Source organism: Sporosarcina sp. FSL K6-5500 (genome assembly GCF_038005665.1).
Classification (GTDB): Bacteria; Bacillota; Bacilli; order Bacillales_A; family Planococcaceae; genus Sporosarcina; species Sporosarcina psychrophila.
This window is the reverse complement of the sequence record NZ_JBBOTP010000001.1, coordinates 2189999-2202874: the sequence shown is the minus strand read 5'-3', so window position 1 is coordinate 2202874 and position 12876 is coordinate 2189999. Positions and strand designations below refer to the sequence as shown.

Here is a 12876-nt window from a genome sequence, read left to right as displayed (position 1 = left end):
ATCACTGAGTAACTTTACGTCTAACAGGAAACAATTTGTCACGCAATGAAAACATCATTAATAGAATAGTAATGTACTGCAAAGGGGTGAAAATTGATGGGAGACTCTAAGTTATACTCCGCTGAGGACATTGAAAAATTAAAGCAGAAAATTGCGACTTACAAAGATACACTAACCACATTAAAAATTGGAAATTCGGTTGACGATTATCTAGCCTTGAAGATAGAAGCGAATGGTTTCAAAACAAAAGTCTCAAAATTAGAAGGTGTAATGGAACTAATAAATGAAAAGCAAAGTTTACAACTGGAGGAGTATGAGCAACAAATTAAAAGTTTTTCAGTACAAATGGACTCCCTTAATCAAACAATCGAGGAGTTGAATCAAGACTTTTCCTTAGTCAAGAATAAATTAATAAAAGATGGTAGCAAGGATCTTATAGAAAAAGTAATTTCTCCAGTTGATGTAGCAAGATCTATAAGTATCGCCAATAATATTGAGGAAAAAGAAGAGGTCCATATAGAAGAAACTACATCTAATACTTCCATGAGAAAATCTAATCGCCCACCATCTTATAGGCAACTGCAAAATCTGGTAGGAAACGCTAATAACATCCAAGAAGTTTCGAGTGATACAACGCCTATAGTAAGTATGGATATTCAAAAGGAATATCCAGCAGAGCAGCAATTCGGTAAGCAAAGTTTTCCGTATACTGGCATTCATACTGGGCAAATCCATAATAGGCTGTACAAAAATGTAAATAGGCCATTGACCATTCATCTGACTAACGTTGTGAAACAACAAGCGATTCCAATGAACGTAAACGAGAATTCAGATCCGGCTTTGTTAGTAACAACCAGCGAGCCGGAAATTAACGAATCAGTGACACCGAATCCGGCTTCCATACTCACGACTAGCGAGCTTGAAATTAATGAAACAGTGATGCCGGATCCTGATATGTTACTCACGGCTAGCGAGCCGAAGATTATCGAAACGGTAACGCCGGAACCTGAGGAAGTGCATAATGCAACTACAATTGAGGAGGACAAAGCCCCAATTGTAATTTCGAATGAAATGAAACGACAACAACATAAAAACAAAGAAACATTATCGCTGTTCAATATTTTTCGGAAGAAGCAATAATTTAGAGCTACTGAAAAATAATTGCTAGTCAGATTAATTTCCTGAATTCGGCATATTATATACCCCATTTAAAATAGCCATTCTGACTTAGTGTCAGAATGGCTATTTTTTTAAATCTAGTAAGAAGGTCAGCGGAATTTAGCTAGCTGTAGCGCTTCGAAAGCTACACAGTTGATCCAAATAATCTACATTACGCTAGGATGAGTTAAAAACTATTATTAACGATTAGTTAATTGCCCGTCCGCCCTGCAATTGTTTTGAATAGGATAACAAAGAAAGGAGGTGTTAAAATGAATTCTAATAATTTTAAACTTCATGGATGTAGTGGATGTGGTGGATCTGGTGGATCTCGTCACGGAAGTTCTGGTTGCTTCCGTGTCGATACTGGGCACGTCAATTGTAATTTGGGACCATTCAGAGCTATTGATGCAGCTTGTATAATCCCAACAGCCAACACTGGTTCGATTATCCCATTCGCTTCTGGACTAGTACCTGTTGCATTGACTTCTCTCGTAGGTGGATTAGCTGGTATCCCCTTTTTCATTGGATTTGGCACTGCCATTCCGAGCCCTGTCGTTCTTGGCACCACGATAGACTTGACAGGTTTGATAAATGAAGCCTTTTCAGTTCCACGGGCAGGTAGCATAACGGCTATTTCCGCTGCTTACACAATAACTACTGCATTGAGTATTGCAACAACTGCAACTGTCAATGCACAAGTCTATCGCGCACCTGCTGGAAGTAATACCTTCAGTCCAACAGGTATAAGCGTGAATTTAGCCCCAACTCTAACAAATCTCTTGACAGTAGGCACTACACTTAGTGGATCAGCGAGTTTCGCACCCGTACCGGTATCGGTAGGCGATCGATTGCTAATGGTATTCTCAGTATCTGGTGCTCCTTTGGCCGCTACTGTTATAGGTACTGCAAGTGCTGGTATAACTATTTCGTAAACAACTGACCGTAGAAAATAAGGTCAAAAGAAAGAGTACAATTTTTTCTGTAGCCCCTTTCATTTCAACAATGTAAAGGGGTTTTTATTTCCATCAGAATATAAATACACTAAAAATCCGATCCAAAGAGCGATTATGCGACGAAAGTCAAATAGTTTATAGCCTTAATGGATCAAGCAATTGATTTTTACGCTTTCGATAATAGTTGAAGCAAAAAAAAACGATCCTACCTTTGCAAATTAAAGGTAGGATCGCTTTTTAATAAGGAATATGATCACGATTGACCTTGTAGCTATCTAAAAATTTGATAGATAAAAGGCTTTCTTACATCGATGTTGGCAAATCAGAATGATAATAGTATTTCCATAATTAGGAGAGTAACCAATACGATGGTTGCTACGATTTTAGTCGGAGATAATTCGTAATCGGTGATATACATTCATTTAAAACAGGTGTTACCAACTGAAGAAATTGGTAATAGATTAGACAAACTAAACCCCTCCACCGTTTGAGTTCTTATACGGTGGAGGGTTATTAAATAGTTATATCCTTACATTTCAATAATTCAGGCCCCTGCCTTTTTCAGTTATTTCTCGAGCTAGCTTAATAATTGAAACTGCTAACTCGGCATACGTCGCTTCTCGTTCAGGGTTAAAGTGATTTTGGTCAGTCTTTAATAATCCCAGTGATGTTGCCAAAGCTACATAGCCTGTGTATTCTTTTTGCACCTTATTTGCATCAACAATATCAAGTTTATAAATACTGCTTTGCTTAGCTGCTTGCTCAAGACCTAGAGCACGTATATACCAAGCTGCCAATTCTTCTCTTTTGACGGGTGCATCCATATCAAAGCTCTGACTGTCTCCTTTAATAATGCCCATTTCAACGGCACGTTCGACCGATTGATAGAGCGGGTGTTTGGAATCTATATTATCAAAAGTCTGATTCGTATTTTCATTTCCTCCATAATCCCTGCCGGAATAAATATAAGTCAGTGAACTCATGATGATTTTTATCGCTTCCCCTTTTGATACAGAGGCATCACCATTAAAGTTTTTAGTATCTTTAATGTCTAAGATTTTGGCATTAATAAGATAATTAAGTTCCTCTTCTGCCCAAGGATGTGAAATGGCGGTTGAATTTCCGCCACCATACAAGCTACCCCATTCTCCCGTCTTAGCATTTAAAAAACTAAGGTCTGCATCATTAAAAACAGGTGAATAGACTAAATCATAGTGATGATTATCTTTGTTGTTCCCTTGTTTCATATAATTAAGTTTTAGGCTTAGTGCTTCTTTCAAGGTAGCAATCGCATCTTCTTCAGTAATAACTTCATTAATTGATGGCCATTTTTCCATCTCTTGATAACTGACATTAAGACTATTTAAAGAACCATCGCTGGCTATACTTACACCAATTTGATCACCCATCACTGTGATTCCATTTACAATTCTCGGGAAAGAAAAGTAATAAGTACCTTGTCTCTCTACAAAATGTGCTTCCTCTATAGGCATAGCATAGTGATGTGCATTAGACGGAGCCCATTCCTTAATATATTTCACTGCTTGAGCGAGGGCTTCCTTCTGGGACAAAGCTTTCTCTTTTTCAGGTTTGCCTTCAGTTCGTTCTAGCATGTCACTTTTTATATCACTGTATTGAATAATCTCACCCGTATTTTTATCTAATTCCAAATTCGTTCCAGTTCCTCCATTCGCATATTCATACATATACTGAATGCTAATAACTGCCTGTCCGTTTTGGTTTTCTATTTCATCGATAGATTGAATATTTAGCTTAACCTTATCTGATTTTATGGCAAGTAATTGTTCAGCAATTTTCTTTGCTTCTTCTAAAGTAATTCCATTCTGTTTTGCCGGTAGTGAATCAGCTGTAATTTTTTCAATTTTCGTTTTCCCTGGAAAATCCGCTGAGTACCCGTCTGTAGTCAACCACTTACCTGATAGTGCGTTAACCCCTTGTAATTTTGTTGTTGGCTGGTAAACAAGCTGAACTTGGCGATCACCTGTTCGATAATCCGTATCAATATGATATTGCAAATCTACGGCAAGATTTTCTTTTACTTTCTTTAAAACTTCATTTTTATCAAGTACTTGTTTTAGATCATCAAAGGTTGAAGTTTCCAACTCCACAGGATTTCTGTGAAAACTAACAACTTCACCATTGCCAAGAACAGATACTCCTATTGTTTGATTAGATATGGATACTTGATTTTCCGTCCGGGCAAAAGAGAATGAGTAACGTATTGGTTCAGTTAGCATTTGATTTGGATAATAGTTATAGATATCCGTTTCTAATTGAAAATCATCTCCACCCAGAATATTCTTGATAAAATCAGTGGCTATTTTCTTAGCCTCCTCTTTTGAGACCTTGGCGGGAAATAAAGCTTCTGCTTCATTCGAAGGTTGATAATAAAATTGCTCAATTTCTAAATTCTCTCCAACAAATCCAATATTACCATTTACTTGCTTACCATCAATTGTCTTAAAGAAGGATAGGCCATAACGTAACGTATCATCTTCAGGATAAAAGAAACTATTTTCCACACGAAAATCACTATTCGATAAAAAATCAAACTGATCGGGGAACAAAGTACGAAACCTCTTAATTAAATCATTTTTCGAAAAAACTGTTTCCGTTGAAGCAACTTGAATTTGTACTTTGGCAGGTTGTCCAATCGTTGTGGTTGAAGCATTGGCAACAGACGCGAACATTCCAAATGTTAAAGCAGAAGAGCTTAATATGACCCCAATTTTTTTAAATTTCACCAAAATTTCCCTCCAAAATTAGTAGTCTATAAATTGTACAATAGATTCAGCGAATTGTGAACAAGAGATTTTTTCAAATTCTCTTTATAGTGATACCCGCTCTGCCTTATCTCTTACAACACCGAAACTCACACTCAATCTTCCTCATTGATGATTACACACAATTACATTGATACTATGATTGCTGTTATGAGAACATACCTACCTTGTTATCAGTTTCGCACTCGAATACATTCGAAAAAACACCTTTTCCACGGATTCATCCCCGTAAAAAAGGTGTTCGACGTAATATTATTTATTTTTATTCCACAATTCCACACGCAATACGATCTCCGGAATCACCGGATGGCTGAGTTTTCCCATCGTCCGCTCCCGCGTGGATGACTAGGGCTGTCCCGCCAACTTGTAACAAGGAATTATCTTTCCCGCTTTCCAGCGTGACATGCTCAGCCAAAAACTCATCCTCTACTGTTCCATCCGCACCGACTTCTAGATTAGGTAAATCGCCCGCATGCGGTCCTTCTTTCTCTTCCAGCCCATGGCTGGCACCAGTCGGGTTAAAATGTCCGCCCGCTGATTCAAAATCTGGGGCTTCACATTTCCCTGCCTCATGAAAGTGATATCCGTGGGGACCTTCTGGCAAGTCCGTCACATTCACCTTTACTCGTACACCGTTATCTTCTTCAGTCAATTCCGCTGTGCCAACCGACTTTCCTTCACTATTTATCAAAACCGCAGAAGCAAAGGATAATTCTTTATCACTCGCCTCTTCCGCATCCTTCCCGTCCGTTTCGGTGGATGGAGCCGGGTCATCTTTATCTTTACCATCACCGCACGCTGCAAGGACCATAGCAAGAACAAATACTGAAAGTACTACTAACCATTTTTTCATTTTCACACTCTCCCTCTTGTAAAGTATCAACAACCTTACCATTCACTATATTTCGTAAGTTAAACGTGATTTGAGGAAGTTGTTTAAAAGAGTTATAGAACTAATTCCGTTTTCCCGTTGTACGAATAACGGAATTAGTAAAAGTATTCATGGACTATCTAATAACTTTGACATGATAATAATAAAACAAGCCAGAGGAAAAAGTTATCCACTGGCTTTGCGATTAGAAAGATCAACAGTAAGGCTATTTCACACCGTTCCCGACTAATGGTCGTTCTTGTTTTCCATGACTATTACCGGTTTCCGGCAGCTTCTGCTGATTCGGATTTCCCTTAGGGTGTTTTGGAACTGGTTTTTGATTTTCATTGTTGGGGTTACTATTTTTCGGTGCTGGGTTAGTTAATTTCCCCTTCTCTGCCGGGGAATACTTAAACTTTTCTTCCTGCACTTTATTCGATTTTGTCTCAGGTTGCTTCAGTTTTGGTTCATTAAGTTCATTTGATTCCTTCGATTTTTCATTCACATTGTTTTTCTGGTTAGACGGCAAAGTAGGTTCCGATTGCAGACCCGGATTTTTGTGAGTATCTTTTTCTCTTTGCTGATTCATTGTATTTGTTTTCTTATGGGGATCGATTTCCGTAGACGGCTTCTCTTCATTCATCGGAGGACCTTGTTGACTCACTTTGAATTTATGAATGGACATTTCATGCTTATTCGCCATCGCTCTTTCCTCCGCCGTGCTGTCAGCAACTTCCCACGCCAATTCTTTATGTGCACTTCGTACTTCCCGAACCGCGCTCCCAACAATTCCTTGCACCTTATGTTGGCTTTTGGCATTTGGGAAGATTGTTGTAATAATTACTTGCACACCACTGGTCCCTGTCGATAATTCCTTCACGGCAGTGTCCAACACTATACGGATAGGATACCCCTTCCACTCAGCAAGACTATTTTCAGGTTCAGCAAGGGTTTCGTTCAGATAACGTAAGGAAATAACCTTTCCTTTCTGGTTGACCCCCAACTCCAATGCCAAGTCCGTTTCCAATTGAACGTACGCCATCACTTTATCATTCATAGGAATTAAAGATGCTACGATGGAAAAGAGAAGCACTGCAGCAATCATGACTGCTCCAACGAATCGTGGCTTCACTTTTCTACTAAATAGAGAAGGCGTAGAAACCAGCTGAAAATCGACTTCATCTCCAATATCCGGTGTTTCACCAATTGGAATTCCTCGTAGAAAATCACCTTTATCCGTCAGGAACACAGTATATTTATTTTTTTGTCGCAAACAATGCCTCTGTATGTCCGCATCATATAAGTTCCCCTTTTATATATTCCTTTATGTACACGAATTGACTATTGAGCAATAACGTAACTGCGATTATATGCCTTCTATGTCGTTCTATCGTCTTTCTTGAAACCTCGACAGTCGTTTCAAGTTCTTTCATCGGCAACCTTTTGTTTGCCATAAGATAAGTATAGAATTCAGGTGTTTCAGCGATGATTTGCGCAATATGAATAGCTGTCTTCCTTGAATCTGCATGTTTTGGAGATGACATAGCAAGCTCATGGAATGATAAACCATAGTCCTTTAGAAGTTTGGTATATTCCATAATCTCTTCACGACGTTCTGCTGCTTGTTGTTCTCTCGAGTAGGATGCAATCGACGATTGCTTAAATACGTAATGTTGTGCATCTGAACCTGTAGTTTCATCCTCAGCTTTTACTAAATGAATGGCGTCGTTTCTCGTTGCCTCTTTTCGAAAATGATCAAAGAGTCTCCTCTTTATTATCAAATGTGAAAATGTCGTCAATGATGAATTTTCTCCCGGACTGAATTGTAATACCGCTTCATGAAAGCCACTCATAGCAATACTAAATTCGTCATCATGCTCATCAACGAATCGTTTGCATACGAAAGAAGCCGTTTTTTTCATGAACGGAGTAAATGCGATAAGAAGGTCATTCATGACCTTCTTATCGCCTCTCTTTGCCTTCAATACAAGCTCATTCAATGCTGTATCAGACTACTTATTGAATACTCCTTGCATGATAGACAAAAGCATAGATACCCCTCCGTTCCCATTAGATCCGATTGCTTTTGATATTAATGGGTGCAACGGAAAATGAAAAGAAGTTTGCTAGGACTAATCAGTTTTTCTTTTCATTTCCCGCTTGCTTTTTTTGTTCTTTATCCGCTTTACGCTCAGTTTTTAAAGCTTCACGCTCTACTTTTTGATTTGCTTTCAATTCTTGTCTTTGTTCTTTGTGCTGTGCATTCAATACTGCCTGAGGAGCTTTTTCCTGTTTCACTTTAGCAGGTTTGTCTTCCTTTAACGGCGCTTCTTGCTTATCTGCTTCTTCTGTTACCTCTGGCTGCTCAGGAATTTCGGTTTCTTCTTGCTCAGGAGTTACAGTTTCCAACTGCTTATTCTCCCATTTTTCAATGGAACGCTCCATATTACGTTTAATAGATGCTTTTGCGGTTGGATTTTGAACCTTTTCATAGGCTTTTCCAAGCGCAACTAGATTTCCAGCAGTATATCCTTCTGGAATTTCTAGAAGCACACTTCCCTCTATTTCTGTTGCTTTATCTTCATTTACTTCTTTTACTTCTTTGTCTGTTTCATCTTCTTTACTAACACTTTCCACTTTTGGCAATTCCAGTTTTCCAGTTGGATCTTCCACTACATTAGTAGTCGAATTTTTTCCGAGTTGACTAAGATCTATTGGTTCATTCGCTTTTTCATCCGCCCACGCATAGCTTGTTCCAGTTACTGTTAATCCTGCAATTAGCAATACTGCTCCAGTTTGTTTCCACTTCTTCTGCATTATAAATCACCTCAACATTTTTTTGTCCTTTTGTGGACATACCAGTTATTCGTATGGGACTCTCTTTTTGTGGGGGTCGATGAAAAAACTTTTTGCTTGAATCAATGTAAGCATAATAATGAAATGTAGGTATTATTATTAGCATTTCCATTAAGGTAGTTTGAGAACGTTAGAGTGAATACTTAATCATTGATAAACAAATGAAGGGTTGAGTAGATGCTTACCTATAGTAGAGTAATCGTAAATGGTGGGAGTATTTTTCGACTTACTTTTAACTGATTTTGTTGCGCTTATGACCAATAATATGACCATGCGTAGATGAATCATTACTTAACCTTTAATATAACTGGGGTAGAGCCATTCATTCATAACTTTTTCAGTTATACTACTTCTTACATTTCTGAATGTAATATTTGAAATTGATCAACGTTAGATCGTTTAGACCATTCAATAATGATGTCCAAAAAGTAATATGATACGTTTGTATCGCACTATAACGATTCCTTTCAAGAAAGGAATAAACTGGATTAAGAGGGCGGGTCTATTAGAATAGGCCCTCTTTTTAGTCTCTGGTCAATTATGAGTTAGGACTCCTGGAGTGTTTTTCATTTATGACAAGGGTTAATATTTCCATGGAAAATTGTTACTTGTTCGTTACACTCTTGTTATTTCCTTTTGTTATTGTTGTTAATAAGCAGAAGGGGCACTGCTAAATTTATTCATTTGAAAAACTTCATAACGGATATTTAAAAAACTGACCCTGATTTTAGGCTCTGGCTTGTGAAGGAGGTAGATGTACATAACTGCTTAATAGAATGAGTGTTATTTCAATTTCTTATTTAGTAGTCGAGATTAAAAAATTCAATTAAAGGGAGTTTGATGATTCTTGGTTAAAGAAACTAATCAAAAAGGGAAAAGCACGAACAAGAAGATTTTGCCGTTTGTAATGTCAACCTCAATGATAACAGCTGCTATTTTCGGAGCAGGTGGCTCGGCTTTAGGAGCTGAAAATGGTGAGGAAACAGCGTTTAAAAATCACGGTGCAGAGGTTTCATCTTTTGCATCAAGCATTCCGGGTTCACCTGAAAAAGGAAAAATAATGCGTACAATTGCAAATCAAAATTTGCAGGAAATCGCACCGAATGAAGATGATGATTCGGATAATCTTACAGATGAAGACGAAGCATCAGATGTACCTGTTGATGAAGATGAAGCAACAGATGCACCTGTGATTGAAGAGAATGCAACTGATCTACCTGTAATTGAAGACGATGCAACTGATCTACCTGTTGTTGAAGACGATGCAACGGATGCACCTGTAATTGAAGACGAAGTAACTGATCTACCTGTCGTTGAAGAGGATGCATCGGATGCACCTGTAGTTGAAGACGATGCAACTGATCTACCTGTTGTTGAAGACGATGCAACGGATGCAACTGTAATTGAAGACGATGCAACTGATCTACCTGTTGTTGAAGACGATGCAACGGATCTACCTGTAATTGAAGACGATGCAACTGATCTACCTGTTGTTGAAGACGATGCAACGGATGCAACTGTAATTGAAGACGATGCAACTGATCTACCTGTTGTTGAAGACGGAGCAACTGATCTGCCTGTAATTGAAGAGGAAACTGTAGTTGAAGAGGAACCTTCAGAGGTGCCTGTTGATGAAGATGAGTCAACAAATGAAACTAATGAAAAAGAAAAGCCAGCTGACGATAATATCAATGAAGATACTATGTCACCTGACCAATCTACTGATAGTACTATCATAACAGAAGAGCAAATAAATGAATATAAATCAGTCATACAAAATTATGGAAGTTTAATTGATTACTACGATTTCCTAATCCAAGAACATCTTGGTATGATCTTACCAGATGAAGATGGCAATGTAGCGGAAGAAACTGCTGAGGATGCAGTAGAAGTACCTGTTGTTGGTGATGATGATGCTGTGGAAGTGCCTGCTGAAGATGTAGCAGAAACACCTGTTGATGGTGACGTTGCTGCGGAAGAAACTGCTGAGGTTGTAGCAGAAACACCTGTTGATGGTGACGATACTGCGAAAGAAACTGCTGAGGATGGTGACGTTGCTGCGGAAGAACCCGCTGAAGATGTAGCAGAAACACCTGTTGATAGTGACGATACTGCGAAAGAACCTGCTAAAAAGGCTGTTCAATCAACGGTTTGGGATAACTTAGTCGGTTACTATCAACAAGTTGTTACAGCTTACAATTCTTTATTTAACTCACTAAAAAAATAAAATGACAATTAAAATTATATAAATAATTTATTTAGCGGGAAGTGATATCATTCCGCGCCTTAACCCTATGATTTACGGTTGATCACATTGAGAATTTAATGATGACAAAACTTTGTGCCCTTGGAAACTCTATTAGGAGTTTTCAAGGGCTTTATGTAGTATAGGTTAGTTATAAATTTCTCACTACCACCAATAAAACTAGTAGCGCTGTAGCGAATTGAATGGAATTCTATAGTTCAATCTAGATAAACTAATTTGAAAAGAATAAAAAATAACCACCTCTCCAATTTTATGAGAAGTGGTTATTCCTATACTAATTAATTATGAACGAGACAGCTTCACAAGATAGCTTGTGAAGAGAATTACATCATGCCGCCCATACCGCCCATGTCAGGCATTCCGCCACCCATTGCGCCTGCTGGTTCAGGTAGGTCCGCAACTACTGCTTCAGTAGTCAAGAACATAGCTGCAACAGATGCTGCGTTTTGGAGTGCATAACGTGTAACCTTAGTCGGGTCAACGATTCCAGCTTCCATCATGTTTACCCATGTACCTTCTGCTGCGTTGAAGCCAATTCCTACTTCTTCGCGTTTCAGACGGTCTACAACGATTGATCCTTCAAGACCTGCGTTGTTAGCGATTTGACGTACAGGCTCTTCAAGCGCACGAAGTACGATTTTAATACCTGTAGCTACATCGCCTTCAGTAGACTCTAGTAATGTTGCTACTTTGCTATAGACGTTTACAAGAGCAGTACCTCCACCAGAAACGATACCTTCTTCAACAGCTGCACGCGTTGAGTTCAATGCGTCTTCGATGCGAAGTTTACGTTCTTTAAGTTCAGTTTCAGTAGCTGCTCCGACTTTGATAACTGCAACGCCGCCTGCAAGTTTAGCAAGACGCTCCTGCAATTTCTCTTTATCGAATTCAGAAGTTGATTCTTCAAGTTGAATACGGATTTGGTTAACGCGCGCCTGAATGAGTTCTGAATTGCCGCTGCCTTCAACGATTGTCGTATTGTCTTTTGTAACAACAACTTTCACTGCATGACCAAGTTGTGAAATATCAGCTGATTTAAGATCAAGACCTAGGTCTTCAGTGATAACTTCCCCACCAGTTAAAGTTGCAATGTCTTCAAGCATCGCTTTACGGCGATCTCCGAAGCCTGGCGCCTTAACAGCAACAGCATTGAATGTACCACGTAGTTTGTTCACAACAAGTGTTGCAAGTGCTTCGCCTTCAACGTCTTCTGCGATCATAAGAAGTGGCTTACCTTGTTGGACTACTTGCTCAAGAACAGGAAGTATTTCTTGGATGTTCGTAATCTTTTTATCTGTGATCAAGATATACGGATTGTCCAAAACTGCTTCCATTTTGTCTGTATCTGTTGCCATGTAAGCAGAAGCATAGCCGCGGTCAAATTGCATTCCTTCAACAACATCTAGTTCAGTCGTGAAGCCTTTTGACTCTTCGATAGTAATGACACCGTCGTTGCCAACGCGCTCCATTGCTTCAGCAATGAGTTTTCCAACTTCTTCGTCTCCAGAAGAAATAGATGCGACTTGTGCAATCTCTTCTTTTCCTTCGATTTCATTGGAGATTTCTTGAAGGCCTTCAACAGCAGCTATAACCGCTTTTTCGATTCCTTTACGGATTCCGACAGGGTTAGCACCTGCAGTAACGTTTTTCAGTCCTTCACGGATCATTGCTTGCGCTAGAACTGTTGCAGTTGTTGTACCGTCACCAGCGATTTCGTTTGTTTTAGACGCTACTTCAGCCACAAGTTTTGCACCCATGTTTTCGAACGCATCTTCAAGTTCGATTTCACGTGCGATTGTTACACCATCATTTGTGATAAGTGGTGAACCAAATTTTTTCTCAAGAACGACGTTACGTCCTTTAGGTCCAAGCGTTACTTTTACAGCGTTTGCCAATGTATCGACCCCACGTAGCATTGCGCTTCGTGCGTCTTCGTTGAATTTAATTTGTTTAGCCATTTATAAG

9 protein-coding genes are annotated in these 12876 nt (G+C 39.0%); 3 read left to right on the top strand and 6 right to left on the bottom strand.

Going from position 1 to position 12876, the window contains the following annotated elements; translation table 11 throughout:
* The first annotated feature begins 96 nt into the window (after window positions 1-96).
* On the top strand, window positions 97-1140 hold the full coding sequence (locus tag MKX62_RS10405; protein WP_340741358.1) for a hypothetical protein: 1044 nt from the start codon (window positions 97-99) through the stop codon (window positions 1138-1140).
* Between the two features lie 290 nt (window positions 1141-1430).
* Window positions 1431-2093, top strand: coding sequence for an exosporium glycoprotein BclB-related protein (locus MKX62_RS10400; protein WP_187046575.1), 663 nt, complete (start codon window positions 1431-1433; stop codon window positions 2091-2093).
* Between the two features lie 557 nt (window positions 2094-2650).
* Here the strand turns inward: MKX62_RS10400 and MKX62_RS10395 are convergent.
* From MKX62_RS10395 to MKX62_RS10375, 5 genes are all read right to left on the bottom strand, one after another.
* Window positions 2651-4879 carry an S-layer homology domain-containing protein gene (locus tag MKX62_RS10395; protein WP_340741357.1) on the bottom strand — a complete coding sequence of 743 codons (2229 nt, stop codon included), beginning with the start codon at window positions 4877-4879 and terminating at the stop codon, window positions 2651-2653.
* A 301-nt stretch (window positions 4880-5180) separates the two neighbouring features.
* Window positions 5181-5771 (bottom strand): superoxide dismutase family protein, encoded by a 591-nt coding sequence (locus MKX62_RS10390; protein WP_187046573.1) that lies wholly within the window; start codon window positions 5769-5771, stop codon window positions 5181-5183.
* A 244-nt stretch (window positions 5772-6015) separates the two neighbouring features.
* Window positions 6016-7062, bottom strand: coding sequence for an anti-sigma factor domain-containing protein (locus MKX62_RS10385; RefSeq protein WP_340741356.1), 1047 nt, complete (start codon window positions 7060-7062; stop codon window positions 6016-6018).
* A 22-nt stretch (window positions 7063-7084) separates the two neighbouring features.
* Window positions 7085-7789 (bottom strand): RNA polymerase sigma-I factor, encoded by a 705-nt coding sequence (gene sigI / locus MKX62_RS10380; protein WP_340741355.1) that lies wholly within the window; start codon window positions 7787-7789, stop codon window positions 7085-7087.
* Window positions 7790-7925: 136 nt separating this feature from the next.
* A complete protein-coding gene (locus MKX62_RS10375) occupies window positions 7926-8606 on the bottom strand; it encodes a hypothetical protein (protein WP_340741354.1) in 681 nt (226 codons plus the stop codon).
* Between the two features lie 886 nt (window positions 8607-9492).
* On the opposite strand from MKX62_RS10375, the gene MKX62_RS10370 reads away from it, so the two are divergent.
* Window positions 9493-10872, top strand: a complete 1380-nt coding sequence (locus MKX62_RS10370; protein ID WP_340741353.1) for a hypothetical protein — start codon at window positions 9493-9495, stop codon at window positions 10870-10872.
* Window positions 10873-11234: 362 nt separating this feature from the next.
* Here the strand turns inward: MKX62_RS10370 and groL are convergent, their stop codons facing one another.
* Window positions 11235-12869: a chaperonin GroEL gene (gene groL, locus MKX62_RS10365; protein ID WP_340741352.1), complete on the bottom strand. Its 1635-nt coding sequence runs from the start codon at window positions 12867-12869 to the stop codon at window positions 11235-11237.
* Window positions 12870-12876: the final 7 nt, after the last annotated feature.

Excerpts from the sequence above, each read along its gene's own strand:
- MKX62_RS10405 (WP_340741358.1), top strand. The coding sequence starts at position 97 with ATGGGAGACTCTAAGTTATACTCCGCTGAGGACATTGAAAAATTAAAG.
- MKX62_RS10400 (WP_187046575.1), top strand. The coding sequence starts at position 1,431 with ATGAATTCTAATAATTTTAAACTTCATGGATGTAGTGGATGTGGTGGA.
- MKX62_RS10390 (WP_187046573.1), bottom strand. The coding sequence starts at position 5,771 with ATGAAAAAATGGTTAGTAGTACTTTCAGTATTTGTTCTTGCTATGGTC.
- MKX62_RS10375 (WP_340741354.1), bottom strand. The coding sequence starts at position 8,606 with ATGCAGAAGAAGTGGAAACAAACTGGAGCAGTATTGCTAATTGCAGGA.
- groL (WP_340741352.1), bottom strand. The coding sequence starts at position 12,869 with ATGGCTAAACAAATTAAATTCAACGAAGACGCACGAAGCGCAATGCTA.